This window comes from Achromobacter aloeverae, from assembly GCF_004121055.1.
Taxonomy (GTDB): Bacteria; Pseudomonadota; Gammaproteobacteria; order Burkholderiales; family Burkholderiaceae_B; genus Bordetella_C; species Bordetella_C aloeverae.
Genome location: NZ_PYAL01000003.1, coordinates 471,949 through 491,653 on the forward strand (window position 1 = coordinate 471,949; position 19,705 = coordinate 491,653).

General features: G+C 60.2%; 18 protein-coding genes and 1 tRNA gene. 3 read left to right on the forward strand and 16 right to left on the reverse strand.

Features of this window, described 5'->3' with window-relative positions:
* Nucleotides 1-617 precede the first annotated feature (617 nt).
* The 9 genes from C7R54_RS13115 to C7R54_RS13155 form a co-directional block, all read right to left on the reverse strand.
* A complete protein-coding gene (locus tag C7R54_RS13115) occupies nt 618-1,670 on the reverse strand; it encodes a TrbL/VirB6 family protein (RefSeq protein ID WP_129150866.1) in 1,053 nt (350 codons plus the stop codon).
* A 1-nt stretch (nt 1,671) separates the two neighbouring features.
* Nucleotides 1,672-1,932, reverse strand: a complete 261-nt coding sequence (locus C7R54_RS13120) for an EexN family lipoprotein (RefSeq protein WP_006385711.1) — start codon at nt 1,930-1,932, stop codon at nt 1,672-1,674.
* Entirely contained in the window at nt 1,929-2,375 is a 447-nt protein-coding gene (locus C7R54_RS13125) for a hypothetical protein (RefSeq protein WP_129150867.1), read from the reverse strand. The genes C7R54_RS13120 and C7R54_RS13125 overlap by 4 nt, the downstream gene beginning before the upstream one ends.
* 10 nt (nt 2,376-2,385) lie before the next feature.
* Complete coding sequence (gene virB5, locus C7R54_RS13130; RefSeq protein ID WP_129150868.1) at nt 2,386-3,111, reverse strand: P-type DNA transfer protein VirB5; 726 nt, start codon at nt 3,109-3,111, stop codon at nt 2,386-2,388.
* Between the two features lie 257 nt (nt 3,112-3,368).
* Nucleotides 3,369-3,626 (reverse strand): hypothetical protein, encoded by a 258-nt coding sequence (locus tag C7R54_RS13135; protein ID WP_240039505.1) that lies wholly within the window; start codon nt 3,624-3,626, stop codon nt 3,369-3,371.
* A 25-nt stretch (nt 3,627-3,651) separates the two neighbouring features.
* Nucleotides 3,652-4,647, reverse strand: a complete 996-nt coding sequence (locus C7R54_RS13140) for a relaxase/mobilization nuclease domain-containing protein (protein ID WP_129150870.1) — start codon at nt 4,645-4,647, stop codon at nt 3,652-3,654.
* On the reverse strand, nt 4,644-5,183 hold the full coding sequence (locus C7R54_RS13145; RefSeq protein ID WP_129150871.1) for a plasmid mobilization protein: 540 nt from the start codon (nt 5,181-5,183) through the stop codon (nt 4,644-4,646). Before C7R54_RS13145 ends, C7R54_RS13140 begins: the two co-directional genes overlap by 4 nt.
* Entirely contained in the window at nt 5,180-6,190 is a 1,011-nt protein-coding gene (locus tag C7R54_RS13150; RefSeq protein ID WP_129150872.1) for a hypothetical protein, read from the reverse strand. The genes C7R54_RS13145 and C7R54_RS13150 overlap by 4 nt, the downstream gene beginning before the upstream one ends.
* Nucleotides 6,187-6,456, reverse strand: coding sequence for a hypothetical protein (locus tag C7R54_RS13155; RefSeq protein WP_054439150.1), 270 nt, complete (start codon nt 6,454-6,456; stop codon nt 6,187-6,189). Before C7R54_RS13155 ends, C7R54_RS13150 begins: the two co-directional genes overlap by 4 nt.
* 411 nt (nt 6,457-6,867) lie before the next feature.
* On the opposite strand from C7R54_RS13155, the gene C7R54_RS13160 reads away from it, so the two are divergent.
* Entirely contained in the window at nt 6,868-7,557 is a 690-nt protein-coding gene (locus C7R54_RS13160; protein WP_129150873.1) for a metallophosphoesterase, read from the forward strand.
* Between the two features lie 382 nt (nt 7,558-7,939).
* On the opposite strand, the gene C7R54_RS13165 is transcribed toward C7R54_RS13160, so the two are convergent.
* Nucleotides 7,940-8,386: a carboxymuconolactone decarboxylase family protein gene (locus tag C7R54_RS13165; protein ID WP_029580638.1), complete on the reverse strand. Its 447-nt coding sequence runs from the start codon at nt 8,384-8,386 to the stop codon at nt 7,940-7,942.
* A gap of 156 nt (nt 8,387-8,542) precedes the next feature.
* Here C7R54_RS13165 and pdxR point away from each other — a divergent pair, with 156 nt between their 5' ends.
* Entirely contained in the window at nt 8,543-9,961 is a 1,419-nt protein-coding gene (gene pdxR / locus C7R54_RS13170) for a MocR-like pyridoxine biosynthesis transcription factor PdxR (RefSeq protein WP_129150874.1), read from the forward strand.
* A gap of 639 nt (nt 9,962-10,600) precedes the next feature.
* Here the strand turns inward: pdxR and C7R54_RS13175 are convergent.
* The 6 genes from C7R54_RS13175 to C7R54_RS13200 form a co-directional block, all read right to left on the reverse strand.
* The gene (locus C7R54_RS13175; protein ID WP_129150875.1) at nt 10,601-12,349 is read right to left on the reverse strand and encodes a hypothetical protein; all 1,749 of its coding nucleotides are present in this window, start codon (nt 12,347-12,349) and stop codon (nt 10,601-10,603) included.
* A gap of 32 nt (nt 12,350-12,381) precedes the next feature.
* Entirely contained in the window at nt 12,382-14,007 is a 1,626-nt protein-coding gene (locus C7R54_RS13180; RefSeq protein ID WP_210815900.1) for a hypothetical protein, read from the reverse strand.
* A gap of 543 nt (nt 14,008-14,550) precedes the next feature.
* Entirely contained in the window at nt 14,551-15,177 is a 627-nt protein-coding gene (locus C7R54_RS28960) for a hypothetical protein (protein ID WP_192903649.1), read from the reverse strand.
* 61 nt (nt 15,178-15,238) lie between these two features.
* Nucleotides 15,239-16,366, reverse strand: a complete 1,128-nt coding sequence (locus C7R54_RS13190; protein WP_129150877.1) for a site-specific integrase — start codon at nt 16,364-16,366, stop codon at nt 15,239-15,241.
* 135 nt (nt 16,367-16,501) lie between these two features.
* Nucleotides 16,502-16,586 (reverse strand) — tRNA-Leu (locus C7R54_RS13195).
* A gap of 234 nt (nt 16,587-16,820) precedes the next feature.
* The gene (locus tag C7R54_RS13200; protein ID WP_129150878.1) at nt 16,821-17,357 is read right to left on the reverse strand and encodes a GNAT family N-acetyltransferase; all 537 of its coding nucleotides are present in this window, start codon (nt 17,355-17,357) and stop codon (nt 16,821-16,823) included.
* Nucleotides 17,358-17,637: 280 nt separating this feature from the next.
* Between C7R54_RS13200 and htpG the strand changes: the two genes are divergently transcribed.
* On the forward strand, nt 17,638-19,548 hold the full coding sequence (gene htpG, locus C7R54_RS13205) for a molecular chaperone HtpG (RefSeq protein ID WP_129150879.1): 1,911 nt from the start codon (nt 17,638-17,640) through the stop codon (nt 19,546-19,548).
* Nucleotides 19,549-19,705: the final 157 nt, after the last annotated feature.

A 19,705-nucleotide genomic window follows, 5' to 3' on the forward strand; every position in this document is an offset into this window, starting at 1 on the left:
AGTATTTTGGTTTAGGTACACGCACCCTCCAGGGCGCTGCGCTGAAATTGTCTTGTTTTACTTGCTATGGATCGCCTGTATTGGCCGCGTACTAGCCTGCGTCGTAGCTTCCAAAGAGGCTTTGCCTCTCTGGACTCTCCACCCTCGCCGGCGGGAGCCTCGGGAGCAGGGGTTGCGGGCCCTTGGCCCGGAACTCCTGCCCCCGGGCATAGCGTGGGGCGCTCCTGCCGCGTCAAGGGGCCGTGTCCTCGCCCCGTGGGCTGCGGGCCGCACCAACCCCTTGACCCGTCATCCGCTTGATAGCACCGCTACTAACGCCGTTTGGCCGGAAGAGGCGTCAAGGGCGGGATCAGAAGCCGCAGCCCGAAGCGCAGCGCAGGGAACGGGTGAGGATCCCGGGCGAAGCCTTCACCCTTGATGCCTCTGGAAGCCATGCAGCCTGTCGGCCGGGGGGAGGAACAAGGCGAAGCCGCTGGGCCTGCCCCCGCGGCCAGTCCGGCAAGAACGGACGCGGGATGCAACCGAAGGGGTTGCCCAAGCGTAGCGCGGAGATATGTGCGGCCATAAATGAAAAAGGCCTCGCTGATGGCGAGGCCGATGCGGACGCAACATGCACATCACTTACCGTTGACGGAGCCGCCCTTTGTCGGTCCCCAGTTCTTGCCCATATTCTGCAAGACGTGTTGCCGATAGGCTGGGTTCCATATGGTGTTGCCTGCAATCATGTGGTTGGTTCGGCCAGCAGTAACCATCATGCCCGACTGCATATCGCGGCGAGTCGTCTTAGGATTCACCACGTTGCCAATACCCTGGGCCATGCTCCTGAATGTCACAGCGTCAAAGGCGATGCCGCCAGCCAGTCTCGCCCCTAAGCCACTCGATTTTCTCTGCGCGAAGAAGATGATCAAGGCAAGAACGATGATCTGCACAAACGAATTGATGGGATTGTCCGTGGTCGTGCTTATTACCCTGTCGAACAGCGCCTTGAAGAGCGCCACACCGATAGATACGACAACCATTGTGATGGCAATTTCAAGGATGTAGGCCAGCGCCTGCTCAAACCATTTGTCGAACCATTTCGCGGTGACTGGAAACATTAGCGCCGCGATAAATAGTGGTCCGAGACCAAGCATTATTCCGAGACCGAGCTTTGCCATGATGATGGTCGCGGCCGCAGGCAAATGAATAAGAAACACGGCAATGGCCATCATGAGTGCATTCAGGGCATCCCAGAACATATGACCTAGTTCGTAGAACTGGCGCTTTGCGACTTTGCCTAGCATGTCGTAAGCCACGTTAAGCCCTTTGTCCGCCGAGTTATCCAGCACCTGATAGATGCTTGTCGCTTGAGCGTTAGACGTGGACATGATGTCGGCGAGACCTGTCTCCAGGCCTTGAATGGCCGACACAACAGTGGCGGTGTAAGAATCAGCTGTCATGCAGAATGCCGTGATGATGAGGATCTTCATGCACTGCTTGATGAAGGTCTGAAACGGAGCTTCAACCGCGCCCGCGCTGATGGCGTAGCCAGTCAAGGTGATGTACAGCGTGACGCCGGTCAGCATCAGCATTTGAAAGCCGAGGATGACGTTCGAAGCGGTTTCCGATACGAAGGTGTTCAGCATCGCATCGACGCTGCTGCCTATCCACTGGAATAAGGCGAATCCCATGTTATTGACCTCCCTTGAGCGGATTGATCGGTGTCAGGTCGACATAGCCTCGCTTGTCGACGGCCAGATGGTTTGCCGCTGTCTTGGCGTTGATGCAGTTGGCGGACGCGGCGAGCTCGCCAGGACTGGCTTCGCATTTCGCGATCATCGCGTTGCGTTCGGGGGCATGCGCCTTGTACCAATCGACGGTTTGAACGGCGGTGTTGTCGCCGCAAGCTGCGAGCGTGAGTGTGATGAAGAAAGGGAAGAGGATGCTTTTCATTTGTGTGCCTCGCGTGCCTTGATGATGTCGAGTGCGTGGGCCACTTCGGTGGCCTCAATGATCCGTAACGCTGCGAGGGTTCGCACGACACTTTCGCGCATGCCGCCCCATGTCGGCTGTGTGAAGCGATTCGGCGCATTTGTCCAAACGATGCCGATGCACGCAATGGATGTGACGGCAGACAGGATGATGTTCATCCAAGGCGGCAACGGTTCTTCATCAATGAACGGCAGTGTGAATCCAAACCAGCCCATGGCCGCGTAGTAGGCCGTGAAAGCAGCCATACCGATAGCCACGACATCAAGAGTTCTCATCAGCGGCGCACGCCGCAAAAGCTCTCGGTAATACTCGGGACTCAGGCGGCGAGCGCAAGCCCAGAAGCGATAGATGGCAAGGCATAGCGTTACCACTGGAACCAGGGTGATTGCGTAGAACGGAGCCATGATGTTCTCCTTAGCGTGCAAGCGGGTTGAAGACTTGAAGAGTGGGGTAGCCCCGTTGATCCACAATCTTTGCGTTGATCTCCTTCCGCCGTTGCTGCTGTAGGCGGTCTTCGGCTGCCGCGACCATCTGGTACATCTGTAGCTTGGTCTGCTCGTTCTGAATCATGGCCTGCTCGGCCGCGATGCGGCCTTGCAGTTCAGCAATGGCTTTCGGGTCCTGGGTCTGGTTGATCTGCTGCATCAACTGGTCGATCTGGCTAAGGCGGTTTTTCGCGGCGTCGTAGGCATCGAGTGCAAAGGCTTTGTCTTGCGCACCTTTGACGGCTTGCGCTTCGCAGCTCGTGCGTTGCTCCGTCGAGGCAAAGCCGGCGCAGGCGTCATACACCTTGTTGTCGTTGTAGATGGACTCAGCGCGCCCGCTCAGGCCAGCATAGCCGCCTGATTTGACGGAGTCGTAGACGCTTTGCCAATCGCGCGGCAGGTAGTCCCGCAACTGCGGGCTGTTGAACAGTTCGCCCATGCCGCGCGCGCCGGTGACCGCAGCGTATTGCTGCTTCATCTGGTCGATCTGGCTGACCATCTGGTCGTACTGCATCTTCCACTTCGCCATCGTTTCGATCTGGTTTTCCACGCTCTTGGCGATGGAAGCGCCATCCGTCACGGGGATTTGTGCGAAGGCGGCCGACGATGCGGCAATGCCGACGGTCAGAATGCAAGAGGCTGATAGTTTGTTCATGTTCGCCACTCCTGAGAGGTTGAGGGCGAACGTAGGACCGTGCTGTCCGGTCTGTCGGTCTGTTCAGGGACCGCGCCCAGTACGACAAAGCGTTCTTGGGGCGACTAAGCGGCCGATCTGCTCTCGGCGGTCGGAACCCTTCTTCTCGGGTCGGCACCCGGTACGCTAGGCGTCCTTGGGGCGGTGCAACGTTCGTTGTGGTTAAAGGTAAAACCGAAGTTGATTGTACTTTCGGTTAATGAAAAGTAGTTTCCCGATTACGGCCACCACATGCGACGGTCAATGATGATGCGGTCCGACAGGTACGAGATGTTCGCCAATTCCGCCAAGGCCATTTCTACTGTTCGGAATCGGTACGGTCGGCCTTTGTCGTCCATGACAGGTTGCTCTGTAGTGCCGTCCTGCACGGCCAAGGAAAAGCCCTTCCAGTAGTGTGCATACAGAATGACCTGTACGTCACCAGTGCGCGCTGGATCATCGCAGTAGTCTTGCAGGGCGTCGTAGCGTAAAGCCATCTTATGGTCCTTCTTGCGCAATCAATCAACGGCTCAGGTCGCCAGTGTCTGGATGGTTGGTCCCGTCCAGTCGATGGGCGTCCTTGGTCACTTCTGTGCTGCGCTGACTACGCTGTGGGACCTGTAGCGTTCTGTCCTGCGAGGGATCAAGGAACTGGACAATTTCCAGGGCGAGCGATTTGTCCTCTATGTCACCAGCGGACAAGGCTTTCGCAATGTGCCCGTAGCCATTCCTGATGGCACGTGAAACGCCGGAAAGCCTGCGTTGTTCCGGCTCAGCCGCTTTGGTGCTCTTGCCACGCTTGACGGCATGTCGCGTCGCCTGCTTGACCGTAGTGTGCGTGTTAGACCGTGCCCTACGTGGTGTGGCATTGGCCTCGATGCCTTGTTCGCGTAGTGCCTCGGCGAAGCGCTCCCGCCAGCGTTGCAGATCAGCTTTTCTCGGATTGAGCCGGCTTCCATCGAGGCCTAGCGTCTTGACGCAGAGGTGGCCGTGGGGATGAGCTTCGTCGTCATGGATGGCGAATACATACGCGTGGTTGTCGCCGAACTCGGCTTTTGCGAATGCGCGGATGGCGTCGCTGACTGCGCGTCGGTCAATTCCGGGTGGCATGGACAGCACGATATTGAACGTTTCGCGGCGCGAGCCGTTATCGGGCAACCCGTACTGGCCGCTTTTCCATTCGTCGCGCACGTCCTGCACGGCCTCACGGCCAAGGATAATTTCACCGTCTTCGTTCTCCAACGCTACCAGGCCGTTGCGCGATATGTAGTCGAGGTGTGCTTTCACCTGCACGATGCCTTTGCCACCGCCGGAGATTTTCACCATGACTTCGGGCGCTTTGCGAGTGGTCAGCATTAACTTGTCACGGACCCGAGCGCTGCCGGTCAGCAGTAGAGGCTTAGAGGGTGGCGAAGTGCGGGATCGCGTCACCGTGCGCTTTACGCCTTGGCTGGTGACGGGCTTGGTATAGATGCGTTCGCCCCAGTCCTTCAAAATTCCATCAATGACCAGACTCATTCCAGCCTCCAGCGGTCAATGTTGGCGCGCATGATGTCTGCCACCCGCGCGGTGTGGGTTTTGATATGACGGGTCAGTGTGTCGATACGCTCAGCGGTCACCACCGTCTCCAGCGCGCGTCCCGCGTTCATATGCCGGGCGATCTGGTTCAGGTTGCGGCCGATGGCAAGCAATCTCGAATTCGATTCGCCCAGCGTTCGTAGCTCCGTCATGCCGAACTGCGGTTCGCCGCTGAGATTGGCCCGTATCAGATGGATGACCCAGCGATTGGCTGACATGCCCTGCTGCAAGGCCAGTGCTTCGATACGGGCATATTCCGTCTCAGTCAGGCGGAGTTCCAAGCGGCGCCGCGAAGTATCGGGCTGCTCATATGTTGATGGAGTGGGCGCAGTGTCCGTTGCCGAACCGTTGAGAAGGCGGACAATGACCTGCCGCAGGCCGTCGCTGGGCGTGCTGCCTTGTCGAAGACAAAGTGCCTGCCAACGCCGCTTCAGATCACCATCCAGGCGGATGCTGAGTGTGGTCTTGCGCGTCATTTCGGCATCCTCGTATGCAGCTCCAGTTGGGCTTTGATTTCTTGAAGCCGGGCTTGGGATTCAGCTTTGCTGAGTGGTGCTGATTCCGAAGCACGCGACATATCTTGGGTCGCTGCCATGCGTTCCCTTCTGGTTGTTATCGGGATGCCAGCAGACGGCACGAATCCCCCTGTGCGGTGGCGTTCAAGGATTCCTTTGAAATAGGCGACCTTTGTCTTTCTGATGGTTCCGGGCGTCTTGATGGCTCCGTCCAGCTCGTCAAGCAATGCTTGCGCATCAACTGATTGGACGTCGGTCAGCAAGTTTTGGATCGACAGTTTCTCAGCGGGGACCAGCGCGGTAGGGTACTGAAGACCGTCGTCGGTTCTCGTTGTAGTAGTAGGGTTATAGATAGGGTTAGTGTTAGTAGTAGTGTTACCCGGCCCCCTGTCCATACCCTGGAGATAGGCTGTCGCTGGGGTATGCCCGTTGCTAATTGATTGATTTCTATGGATGTCTTTTGGTTCGGCCGGAATGGACGTCCGGCCGTCGTCGGGTCCCGCATAGGGTGTCGATAGCCTATAAGGACCGTATCCAAGGGCTTTGGCTACCGTATTGCGCAGCGGATCCTCGGTAGGCAGTCGATCGATAAAGTCATTCACGTAAGCGTCACGCCAGCCTCGGGGCAGTGCCGCTATTTGCTCGAGTGTCTTTTTCCTAAGGGTCGTTGCCACTGCCATCTTGGCGGAGTTGTGGTCCCACCAATCTTTGATCCAGATGTAATTCGCCTGCGCGTCAAAATCCAAGATGCCAGCCTCGATGAGACGACGCATCACTGGCATCAGTTGTGAATCGGGGTCCCAGCCCATTTCGGAGGCCGCAACGCGAATGACGATTTCATACGCGCCGATGACATTGCTGAATGGCGAGGTCAGGAAGTAGAACAGCGCATAGCGGTCTTCGACCGTGCAGCCTGACAGGCGATTTGAGCGCCATATCTGGTCGTTGATGGTTCTTTGTCGACTCATGCGCGAGGCCCTCGCGTAGCGGCCTCTGCGGGCGTGATTTCATCGTCTGCCGGCTGTTCCAGATTCAGGGCTTCCGTGACCTGCAACGTCCGAAAATAAACACGGCGGCCGACCCGCAGCATGGCTGGTTTCAGCTTGCGCGAAAAATCGGTATCGGTATAAAGCGCCACGCGGACGCCATCGGGAGACCGGCCTAGCAAGGTGGCGACGTCAACGATGCTCATCAACGGCCCAAACCGTCCCAACAAATATTCTCCAGTAGTCATTCATATGCCTCACAAGTTCACCGTAGGTAATGCCAGTCTTTACCGTTATGGCATGAATGTCAAACTTAAGTCATTGATTTTAAAGACCAAAATAGGGCATCAATGAAAACCAAGAATGGGCATAGCCAAATGCCAAGATATGGCGCATTGGTTTTCTTGTGATGAAGCGATCAAGTAAATTGAATCTGGAAATCAATGGCTTAGGCTCGATCAGAGAGGAGCCCTGATTTCGACGTTTGAAACGTCGGTGGGCAAGGAAAAATTTTGTGGAAAATTACCAACGATGTGAGCATGCTCACGCTGTTGGCTCGCATCCGAAGTACCGGCATTAGGATCAGCACGCTACTGTGGAGAGCCAAGTATCATGAGGCATGCATGACAAGTCGTTAGGGAGCTATATGGAATCTTGGAATGACACCCGGTAATGTCCGAGTCCGGCGCTTTCAATTGAATGTCAACGGCCGTGATTTTGCGGTGGGTGACATTCATGGTCATTTTGGTCGGCTTGAGGTCGCGTTGGCTGCCGCAAAGTTTTCGCCAGAAAAGGACCGATTGTTTTCAGTAGGGGACCTTGTGGACCGAGGACCTGAATCGGCCGATGTGCTGAAATGGCTGGAGCGGCCATGGTTTCATGCGATCTGTGGGAATCACGACCTGATGACGTGGCGACGGGCGATGGGTAATCCGATTCCGGACGTCGATCATCGCGTCCACGGCGGTGGATGGTTGGATGCCTGCGTTGGTGATATTCGTGAACGCATTGCTGCCTGCTTGAGCGCCTTGCCGCTGGCTATCGAGGTGGAAACGCCGACTGGTGTAGTCGGTATGGTTCACGCCGACTTTCCCTATGACGATTGGCAGGCCATTCATGACGCTACTTTCAGCCCGGAGGATGAAGAGGCCTGCTTATGGTCCGTAGACCGCTATCAAATGCAGTATTCCCAGCCAGTTCGCAATGTACGTGCGGTGGTCCATGGACATATGACGCTGCGCAAGCCTGCCCAGCTTGGCAACGTTTACTACATCGATACAGGTGGATGGCAGGATGCGGGGAGGTTTACGTTGCTGGACTTGCATACGCTTAAGTCGTGGCCGCGCTAACTCCATTCTGCCACCTCTGAAATACATGGTGCGGCCTTCAAGGGCCCGACAACCGGGCAGATCACTGAAGTGATCTGATAGGGCAAAAGAAAAGGTTCATCGCCGATTGCCGGGGAAGGCTTCTCGCCTGACGTTTTCGAGATTGCGCAGTAGCGGCCAGCGCGAGGACCTAGTGATCTTGCGCGCCACTCGGTCGCCGCGTAGGTGGGAATGATTCGCTCAGGAAGACATACGGCCGAGTTCGGCCAGATGCGGACGCTCGTAAGCGGTTTTCCAAAGCGGCCCTTCGCGCAGCTCAGACTGAAATGCATCATCGACGCCTAGGGTTCTGCACTCTTCGAGCCCGTGAAGCATCACTTCCAATCTGCGTGTGGAAACCAGATCACGACTGAGCAGCGACAGGAACTCGAAATGGCGCTCCCAGCCGATTGAACGCGTTCATCGCGGCGATCGTGATCGTGAGGTCAACCAGATCCTTGGGCGCGAATTGTGCCGAGGCGGCGGCATACGCCTCATCAGACGCGTGCGTCTCGCTGACACGGGTCACCTCCTCAGCCCAGGCCAGCGCGGCGCGCTCCTGCTCAGAGAACAAATGGTGCACCTCGTCCCATACCGGTACCAAACTGATCTTGTCGATCGACATGGTTTTTCTTAGATCGCGACTGTGCATATCGATGCAGTGTGCGCACCCATTGATTTGCGAAACGCGGAGGAACACGAGGTGCACGAGTTCCTCCGGAAGGTTCGTCCTTCTCGTGACGTAGTGGTGGATACCGAAAAGTGCCTTTGCGCCTTCAGGTGCGATCTCTTGCCAGTTCAAACGGGTCATCACTGTCCTCTGCTGTTGTTTATGATTGTCGAATCGCGGCCAGCGCGCCCCGAAGGCCGCCGATCAACTTCGACCGCGATCCATGTCATAAGCAGACGTTACTACACCGGCTGTTGGAGAAACAGGCCCAAAAACTGCCGAAACGACTGACCCAAGATGACTGACTTAAGTAAGTTCGATGCACTGTCGATTCAGGTGGACCGAGCCGCCGTCGCGGCAATCGGCGACCAGATCCATGCGAGCCTGCGACAGGCGATCCTCGACGGCCGGCTTGCGCCAGGACAGCGTTTGCCTTCCGGTCGAGACCTCGCCGCGCAGCTTGGTGTCGCGCGCGGCACCATCCGCGTGGCATACGATCGGCTAATCGCCGAGAACCTGGTATTCGGCGCCGGACCCGCTGGAACGCGCGTAAGCGCTCGGCCGCCTACCATCGAAGCGGTCGACGCCTTGCCAATCGACAGACCTTTGGCGGCTTTCAACCGTCCATTTTCGAGCGCCCCACGGCCGTTCCAAATGGGCGTACCCGCTCACGACGCGTTTCCGGCCAAGCTCTGGGCCCGCATGCGAGCGCGAGCCCTACGCGACGACGCGATCACTGACACGGCCTACGCTGACCCGCGAGGCGAACCCGTGCTGCGGGCCCAGATCGCGAGCCACCTTGCCATCAGCCGGCAAATGCAATGCCATCCCGATCAAATCATCGTCACCGGTGGATACCGGCAGGGCCTGCTGCTTGCCCTCACGGCGCTACGCGCTCAGGGGCGCAAGGCGTGGATCGAAGAGCCAGGTTATCCGCTGGGTAGGCGCGGGCTCGAGCTGATCGGCGCCACCCTCGAACCTGTGGCCGTTGACGCCAAGGGGCTGCGCGTGGACGATGGCATCGCCCGGGCCCCAGACGCCCTGCTGGCACTGGTCACCCCAGGCCAGCACGCACCGCTAGGCGTGACCCTATCGCGCGCACGAAGACACGCCTTGCTCGACTGGGCGGCGTCAAGTGGCGCCTGGATCATCGAAGATGACTATCTCGGAGAACTTCAGCTCGACGGTCGGGCGGCACCGGCCCTCGCCTCAGGCGCAGGCGCCGAGCGTGTGATTCACATCGGGTCGTTCAGCAAAACGCTCAGTCCGGCGCTCGGCCTCGGTTTCGTCGTCGCCCCACGTTCGCTGGCGGAGCGTCTGGTCGAGGTCGCCGCCGTGTTGGCCCCGGCTCCGAACCGGATCGCCCAGTTGGCTGTTTCGGAGTTTCTATCCAATGGGCACTTCCTGCGGCACCTGCGGCAGATGAAGGCTCTCTATACCGAGCGCCGCAACCTCGCGCTAACGCATGTAAACAGGCTTCTGCCGGGCACGCTAGCGGCTGGCCTGGGCGTGATCGCACCGCTGCCACAGATTGCCGACGACATCGCCGTGGTGCGTGCCGCCCGCGCACATGGCCTCGCGCCCTCGGCGCTCTCCGCTTGGCACCTTAGCCGCGGGCACGCGCAACGTGGCTTGCTACTCAGCGTGACCAACCTACACCCCGACAACATAGAAACCGCATGCGTGACGCTTGCAAGAATCGTTGCATCTAATTGAATCGTAGACCGCATATGCCCGTGGATCTTGCACGCGGCGTCGGAGCGTCCGGTTCTCGTGGAAACTGACGTCCGCGGTCGGCGGCGAAGTTCCGCCGACGGCCATGAGCAGTCCTTGGAGTTGTTCCAGAAGCCGAAGTACTAAGTTCGCCCCTGGCGACATCTGACCGGCCCAGACCGTTGCCGGCCAGGAGCGGTCAACCACGAGCGGCAGCTTAGTAGCGAGCCGATTCTTACCGAGATAAGCCCTTTCGTCGGCGAATGGGCATGGCGGAGACCCCGAGCAAAGCAAGCGGGATGAACACTATCCAGGGTTCGCTAAGCAACAGGGCGAGGTTTACGGCGGCTCCGCCGCTCGGCACTCCAAGAAAGGCTGCCAGCCTGTCCATGCAATGCTGTTCACCGGAGACTGGGTCGACAATCCACGCAGGAGACTGAAGCTCTGCGTGAGCTCTGCCCACTGGTCTGATGATTTCCAAATGGACATTTTGGTTGAGGTGCCCGCACGGAGTGGGCGTGTGTGGATCTGGCTTGCGGAAGCCGGCACTGGTTAAAACGAATTTCTGAGATGGAACACGACATGGGTTCGGATTCCACGCCCACATCCGAACATCAAGAAGATAGGAGGGCGATGTTGGGACTAGCGGTCCAGTGCGCCTCTCAGCGTCGTGTTGAGTGCCTCGAACGCGCGGATGACGGAGTCGAACACGAAGTCAAGCGCCTTTCCGTAACCCTGGCCGAGGCCACCCGTGTCGAACCCCATGGCTTGCAGCGGACCGACGTTTCCACCGAGCTCGTGCGCGTCGGCGATGCGCAGATCGTTGTTCAGAAATAGCGGCGCGAGCCGCTCGTTCTTGTCTTTCCAGCCCGTGGGCTCCTCGGCGCTCCGAAGGGCCGTGACATCCTTTTGCTCGCCCTCGAGGCGCTCGAGGAGATTGAGCACTCCCTGAAGAAGCTTGGCGCTTGCCAGGCCGTCTACCTCCTTCGCAGGGCAACCGGCTGCTTTCAGCAGGCGCTTCAGATGCGCGGCGGAGATGCTTTGCCAGGTCTCGTGCAGAACCTTGCACCTGCTCAGAAAGGCCTGCTGCGACATCTCCAATGGGGCGACTTGCGCGAGGCGGCTCAGCTGGGGATATCGATGCCACCAGTTGGCCGTGATCTCGCCGCGAGAGAACTTCAGCACATCGTCGACATTCGCCTCCACCCCGACCGCCGCTCCGAGTTGTACGAGGTTGTCGGCGAGGTCAAGCAATTGCTCGACGAGACGCGCAGTCTTGGACGCGATGTGCTCCTCTGCGTGGTCCACTGCCTCGACTCGCCAAGGTGCCACTGCATGCTGGTGAGCGTGCAGGATTTCCCGGTCGGGCTTGGGTTTGTAGAGCTCGCGGATTGGAACTCGAATCAGGTTGCGTCCGATGCGCTCGCACCCAGAGAATGCCCACTGGCCACCGTAGGACGGGTTGCACGAGCCTCGCCGACCCGGCATGGAGTCGAAGTGCTCGTTCTGCTCGTATCTCTCAAGGAACCGGTCGTCCAGGTAGACAATGCTTCCATGCAGCTGAGCGTTCGCCCAAGCATGCGTCACCGGATTTTCGATTCCGGGCCAGGCGAGCCCGTCAGCCCCTCGCTCGGGAGTTTGCTCACAGCTTAGGGCGACAACTGTCGCCCAGACCTGGAGGAGGAGACGCCCCTCGTTCTCACGCAGATCAACCTGATACCAACCGCCTTCTGGCTCCGCGAGGAAATGGTCCTGGCCGTTCATGAGCTCGCGCAGCTCGGGGCCGTCGGCAAGGCTCGCCTGATAGTAGAACGCGCGCGCGCCTACGGCACCGCGCATCCAGAGGTACCTTCTGAGGTACTCGTTGCGCATGCTCCAGTTGACGTTTCTCGATGACTCGAAGTGGTACTGGGCCGAGATCTCACCCTGCGCGACTTCGAAAACCGGCAGGCTGAGATCGTCGTAGACAAGGTGCTGCTGTTCGTTGCCCACGCACCGAGCGCTGAGTCCGAGCGCCATCCAGACCTTTTCGGCCAAGTTGAAACTGAATCTGGAGCCGTCACCCCAGGCGGCCACAATGTAGTCGTAGCTTGAAACGGAAGGGTCGAACTTGTTCGAGGAACCCTTGGCACCCACGACCGGCACGGAGCTAGCCACGAGCCCTTCGCCGGCTTCATCCAGCACGCCGAGCCCTTCGGCCTCATCCTCCGGCACCACGGCGGTGAGCATGTGCACGCATTCCAGACCAAGCCCCGGAGTTTCCTCCTCGAACATCGATGCCACCTCGACGGGTTGATCTGGGTCGAGGCCGATTGGACGTAGAAGGGCCCGAAGCTTGGCCGGAAGTAGGCGCGCAGGGATCGGAAATTCGGCGAGATAGTTGATTGGCATTCGAGATGTCGCTAGAGGGTCGGCGTCCGCGACTAGGAATTGGAGTTGTCGACGACGTCGTCGAGCGCGTCATCGTCTGCCGTCGGTGCGCCGAGCAACGGCGTCGTGATTTCGAAATCCTGCGGGTTGCGGGTCGAGAGCCGGGACGGGGGCGGAATGGCCAGACGCCGAGGTGGCCGCTTGGCGACGCGTTCGATCTCACTCAGGGGGTGTGCCTGGAAATGCTGGCGGAACGTCTTCTTGAGGGCGGTACTGTTAGTGCCAGCAACCAAGCGCCCCAGTTCGTCACCTTCGACAACCCGAAGGTCGTAGCGCTTCACGCGCGCCGCTTCGTCCGCGATTAGCCCGCGGGCCCGCACCGACAGTACGCCGCTGGTCCAGTACTCGAAGACTTGCCGGCACTCGCGCCACTGCCAAGTGGCCTGAGGTGAACGTCGCATCACTGGGATGCGCTCTTTTAGCCAGACCTCGACCATCTCGTCAGGGACGGTGCCGCCGGGCTTGTAGCCCTTGCACTCGATGAATCGGACGGACTGGTTGGCGTGATAGACCAGAACGTCGACCTCGGCCTGGCCGCCGGCGTCATCCTTGAGAATCTCGTTGAGGTCGATCGACGTGTGCGGGTCACGCTGACGCACGAGATCGGCGACGATGTACTCGAATAGAGCGCCTCGCAGGTTGGTGGCAGCGCCCTCGATGTGGCTGAGCTTGTCGAAGACAGCCGCGACCCTATCGAACGAGTCCGGACGCAGGTATGCGTCCTTGAGGATGTCGGTCAGCTCTCGAAGAGCCTTGGCGACCTCGAGCCCGAACAGGCTAGTCGTGGTCGCGGGAACGACACCGTTCTCCCTCGCAAGCGCGAAGGCCTCCGGCGTGTAGCCATCCGCTACAAAGACCTGCATGCAGCGGCCCACCTTCGCAAGCGCCCGCAGAGAGGTGCATTTATTGATGAACGGCTGGAGCTCGTGTGCGGCGACGTTGACCCCGAGCAGCACGTCGCAGACGAGATAACCAGGCTTTTTCTTGTTGGCGGCCTTGTCCCACTGCGTGAGCGGACCAAGGTAGGAGGCGCCGGTCAGATCCCAGTTGAAGGTGCCCACCCGCGGCTGACCATCGTCCGTGTCGCGGAGTGCCACTGTGTTGTAGCTCACGAGCGCCAGGTTCCGGGCCCAGTCCTTGACGGCGCTGAGTAGCACAGCCTCTGTGTTCAGGCGTGCGCGCAGACGGTTGAGCTCCCACGGCGTTGCCTCTACAGTCTGAGCAAGCTCGATGCATTCACCGATCCCCGGGGCGTCGAAGCACGTCACCAATTGAGCACTCTTGAGGCGGTCAAGGACGCCTTGGGCCGGGATGTGGCCCTTCTGGGCGATGGGGGCGCCACACGCGATAAGGAAGTGCCTGACCGGCATGACGCCGCCGCGGGCCATGAGGGCGGCAAGACCGCCGCCGTACGACGCGCTGTGCTGTAGAAGGCGCTTGACGAGCTCGTGCCAGAACTCCGGCGAGGCGTAGTCGCTCTGCAGGTAGACGAAGCGCGCCCCTCGAGGGAATACAAGGTGGGCGAGCTTCTTGATCTCCGTCGAGCGCGAGACGCGCTGCCGGGCCGTCGCGGGCGCCACACCTTCCTTGACCAAAGCGGCGACAAGCTCCGTGCTCAAGCATGGTCGGAGGGTCTGGAGCAGGCGAGTAAGCGAGTCAGCCATGGGATGCGGGTGCCCACAATGTCACACTGCGCTATTTATAACACGTAACTACGTGGTCGGTCCTAAAACGCGAGTCCCAGCGAGCCCGTGGAAAAATGGGGTCTGACGGGCTGGTCAAACGGCCCGCTCCGCCAATGATGTCACAGTGGTGGCTTTGTGGGTCGGCCGGGAAGGCCCGGGAATGCGCCAGGTCGATCTCGGCAGGACGGATCACGTAATACGCATGCGAGCCTGAGCCTACGGGCCTGCCGCCGCTTGGAGCGCAGAGTCCTTTTCGATGCAGAGTGCCGCCAGTGCGCGCACAGAAGGGTTGGCGCCAACCGTTAAATTCCCAAATTCCCTCCGTTTCGAAAGTCCGGTTTTGGGCGTCGAGATCGATCATGCAAATTTCGCCTTTGGGTCGTTCCGCGACCCTCAACCACGCCGCAGATCGGCGCAGAACCAAAGAAATGGCCCTTCACTCATTGGTGAAAGGCCTTTCGTTTTGGAGCTGGGTTGTTATCCGCGCTTGAACAGGCGCTCGTGCATCCATCCATCGTTGGTCAGGATGACAGCCGCCTTACCCTGGATATCTCCCTGCGTCTGTTCCGCAAAGTTCTTGTAATTGGCACGCATGCCTTCCGATTTGGCCCAGTCATCTGCACCTTCTACCTTGTAGCGGTAGTTCACCTGCGACAGCTTTACGCCCATCATGTCGCTGGGTTCGGTGAAGTTGCTCACTTCCACAACGGTGTACTTGCCGGTGCAGAAGGCATCTTGACCAGCCATCGTATTGGCACCATTGGCGACGAGGAATTTCTTGCCGGTGTCAGTGATTTGGTACTCGGTGGCCGGCTCCATCTTGTTGCCAAACATGGCTTTGACTTCGGTGTCTCGCTTCGTCAGCAGCCCGGCATCGACCAGCGCGTCGGCGCGCTTCTTGCTCTGACCGCCCAGCATGTCTTGATTCGCTAGGGTGAACGGCAAGCCCTTTGCAGGAATCGGAGCGCACAGGCCCTTCTGAGTGTCCAGGTATGCCTGTATGGCCTTGCTGAAGTTGCTCTTGTTGGCGTCTTTGGCGCTGCCGCACGCGGCAAGGGTAAGGGCAAGGCTGCTGATAGCGACGATCTTGATAGCGGTATGCAAAACTAGCTTCCTCCGTAGGTTAAGACAATCGGTTATTCATTATGGCAACGCGATGGAGCGATTATGCGTTGTTCTCTGTTTGGGAGTCGGCCTCACTCCGTTGTTTAGAAGTGGACGGCGCGCGACGCGCGAGGCGGTCCAGCTTCTGCACCAGGTCTTCGGCCCGCAGATGCGTATAGCGCTTGAGCATCTGCATCGACTTGTGGCCGCTGATGGCCGACACCTCCTGATCGCTCAAGCCGGCTTCCACGAACCGGCTGACAGCCTCGTGTCGCAGGTCGTGAAAGCGGAAGTCTTCAAGGCCCGCTGCTCGCTTGGCATCGGTCCATGCTTTGTCGAACAGGTAGGGGCGTCGTATGCCATCCCGGCCGGGTTCGCCGAAGAACACCAGTTCGGTTTCGGCTGGGCGCAAGGGGTTGGCCAGTGCCTCGGTGAACACTCGCGTTGCCTCGGCAGTCAGAGGAACGGTGCGGGGAGAAGAGTTCTTGGTGTGGTCCAGCCGCACGACGCGCCGCTCGATGTCTACTTGCCGAATACGCAGCGTCGCAATCTCGGACAGTCGCATGCCGGTCTGAACGGCAATGCGGACGATCCAGCCGAACATCGGGTTGGAGTGCCTGTCCACGGCTTGCAGCAGGCGGGTCTGTTCTTCGGGAGTCAATCGCCGGTTGCGGCCCGAGCCGGGGGCAGGGCGGCGAATGTTGGACACTGGATTGAAGGGCAGGCCGATGCCCCATTCCTTGATCGCGACGGTGAACAGGTGGCCCAGCAGCGCTAGTTCCAAGCGTACCGTGTTGTTGCTGCGGGGTCGTAGCTTGCCATGCTTGTCCGGGTCGCCGGCCAGTCGCATGTCACGGAACTGCGCCACGATCTCGGCGTTCAGAGCGGCCAGCGAGTACTTGCCAAGATACCGGATGATGACTTGAGCTTTCTTGTGTTCGCCGGCTTGGGTCGAGGCCCGCTTGGTGGGCGTGACTTCCTTGAGGTAGCGGGTCAGCGCCGCTTCGACGGTCATGCGCTCGGCGGGTGCGCGCTGGATATATACGCCGCGCACCATTTCGTCTTCGGTACGGCGCGCCCAGTCTTCGGCGTCCCGCTTGGTGCGGAACGTCTTGGCCGTGGCCGGCCAGCCGGTCTTGCGAATGAGGGCTTTCCAAGTGCCCGAGGAAGTCTTAACAATCGTAGCCATACGTACTCCGGTATGAGGCTAGCGCCGCATCACTGTACCGAAACTGTACCTGACCACAATTTTAGGAAAATCCCCCGGTGCGGGGCTTGTACTGCGAAATCTTCTAACGGCTTGAATTAGCACAAGATTTAGAGATGGTGCCCGGGGCCGGAATCGAACCGGCACGCCTTGCGGCGGGGGATTTTGAGTCCCCTGCGTCTACCAATTTCACCACCCGGGCGGATCGTGCGCGGTGGCCCCTGATGGGGTACGCGTTGGTGCAGAGAGCGGCATTATAGCGGTTTCGGAGAAATTTGCCCGGCGCGACCGTCCGTCGCCCAAGGGTGCCTTGCTTCGCCGTCGCCGGTGGGGGACCTCGCTTCGCCGTCGCCGGTGGCCTCACTCCGCCCTCGACGGCGGGCGGCGTCGCACCCGGCTTCAACCGCGGCCCCCTCCTAAGCCGCCGCCCTGCTCCCTACCCCAGCTCAAGCACATAAAACTTCGTATCCACCACCATCCGCGGAAAACTCGCCGGCAGGGCATCCGGCGTTACCTCCGTGAACCCGTGCTTTTCGTAGAACCGGTGCGCCGCCAGGAACTTGGCCGTGGTCCCCAGGTAGATCCGCCGCAACCCCCGCTGTCGCCCCGCCGCCAGCAAGGTTGCCAGCAAACGGGCGGCGACGCCGAGATCGCGCCCCCGGTACGGCGCCGCGACGAACATCTTGCGCAAGGCAGCCTGATGGTCGCCGATATCCTTCAGCGCGATGGTGCCGATGACCTTGCCCTCGGCGGCAGGCGTATCCGCATCCCCGCTCACCGCCACCCAGAAATCGCCCTTGCCCGTCTGGTAGAAGGCCTCGATCGTGGCCAGGTCCGGCTGGTCACGCTCCGTGATCGGGATCCCGAACTCCTCGCGCTGGATGGACAGGATGGTGTCCAGCACCCCCTGCTTGTCGGCCGGCCGGTAGCGGCGGATGTCGACCCGGGTCCCATTACTGCTCGTGCTGCTCAAGTGACTTTCCCAATGGAGTTGCACCGCCGCGGGCCGGGCAGGTCGTACCCGCCCAGGGCCATCCTGCCGTCTTCATTGCCAAACGTCGGTTTAGTTTTGATTATTGCGCCGCAATCGCGCTATGGGGCGGCCATCGGCGGTTGGTTATCATAGCCCCTCTTGAAATATCGGCCGCCAACCCTATCCTTACGGCTGCTGGCGCTACCCGCCGGAAGCCGGTAGCGTATCCGGCAGCCTTCGGCACCGCCTCCCATCCCCAGACCTTGAAGATTTCGACACCATGAACGAAACCGTGTCCTCTACCCCTTCCGAAACCCTGGGCTTCCAGGCCGAGGTGAAGCAGTTGCTGCACCTCATGATCCATTCGCTCTACAGCAACAAGGAAATCTTCCTGCGCGAGCTGGTGTCGAATGCGTCGGACGCCTGCGATAAGCTGCGCTTCGAAGCCATCGACAACGCCGCCCTGCTGGAAGGCGACGGCGAACTGGCCATCCGGGTGGATTACGACAAGGCCGCGCGCACGATCACGATTTCCGACAACGGCATCGGCCTGACCCGCGACGAAGCCATCGCCAACCTGGGCACCATCGCCCGGTCCGGCACCAAGGAGTTCTTCTCCAAGCTGACCGGCGACAAGCAAAAGGACGCCCAGTTGATCGGCCAGTTCGGCGTCGGTTTCTATTCCTCCTTCATCGTCGCCGACAAGGTGACCGTGATCACCCGCCGCGCCGGCACGCCCGCCGAAGACGCGGTGCGCTGGGAGTCGGACGGCCAGGGCGAATTCACCATCGCCGCCGCCGACAAGGCGACGCGAGGCACCGACGTCATCCTGCACCTGCGCGCCGACGAAGACGAGTTGCTCAGCGGCTGGAAGCTGCGCGAGATCCTGCGCCGCTACTCCGACCACATTTCCCTGCCCATCCGCATGGCCAAGGAGGAATGGGACGCCGAGAAGAACGAGCAGGTCAAGAAGGAAGAGCTGGAGACCGTCAACCAGGCCAATGCGCTCTGGACGCGTGCCAAGGGCGATATCACCGACGAGCAGTACAAGGAGTTCTACAAGCACGTCGCCCACGATTACGACGATCCCCTGGCCTGGACGCACAACCGCGTCGAAGGCCGCAGCGAGTACACGCAGCTGCTGTACGTCCCCAAGCACGCCCCCATGGACATGTGGGACCGCGATGGCCGCCGCGGCGTGAAGCTGTACGTGAAGCGCGTCTTCATCATGGACGACGCGGAACAGCTGCTGCCGTCCTACCTGCGCTTCGTGCGCGGCGTGATCGATTCGGCCGACCTGCCGTTGAACGTCTCGCGCGAAATCCTGCAGGAAAGCCGCGATGTGCGCGCCATCCGCGAAGGCTCGGCCAAGCGCATCCTGTCGCTGCTGGAGGACATGGCGGAAAACCGCAAGGACGACTACGTCACCTTCTGGAACGAATTCGGCCAGGTGCTGAAGGAAGGCACGGGCGAGGACTCGTCCAACCTGGAGCGCATCGCCAAGCTGCTGCGCTTCGCGTCCACCAACGCGGGCGACGACACGCAATCCGTCTCGCTGGCCGACTACGTGTCGCGCATGAAGGAAGGCCAGGACAAGATCTACTACGTCACCGGCGAAAGCTACGCCGCCGCCAGCAACAGTCCGCACCTGGAAATCTTCCGCAAGAAGGGCATCGAGGTGCTGCTGCTGTGGGAGCGCGTGGACGAGTGGATGCTGTCCTACCTGCGCGAGTTCGAAGGCAAGTCGCTGGTGTCGGTCGCCAAGGGCGGCCTGGACCTGGACGCGCTGGCGGACGAGGAAGAAAAGAAGCGCCAGGCCGACGTGCAGGAAGAATTCAAGCCGCTGGTCGAGCGCCTGAAGACCGCCCTGGGCGACAAGGTGGCCGACGTGCGCGTGACCTTGCGGCTGGTCGATTCGCCGGCCTGCGTGGTGGTCGGGCAGAACGACCTGAGCCCCAACCTGCTGCGCATGCTCAAGGCCGCCGGCCAGCAGGCGCCGGACGTCAAGCCGACGCTGGAGATCAATCCGGAGCACGCCCTGGTCCAACGCATCCGCGACGCGGGCGACGGCGACTTCAGCCAGTGGGCCGAACTGCTGCTGGACCAGGCCATGCTGGCCGAAGGCGGCCAGTTGTCCGATCCGGCCGGTTTCGTCAAGCGCTTGAACGCGCTGCTGCTGAAGGCGGCTTGATGGTGACTTGAGGTTCGCGTGCAGGCCGATATCGCGTTTCCTTTCGGGACGATGCGGTATCCGGAAGTGAGCGCTGAACGGGGCCAGGCTTTTCCAGGAAAGCCTGGCCTTTTCTATTCCCGGGACGCAGGAGCCAGGCCCCTGACCTGTCAAGTGT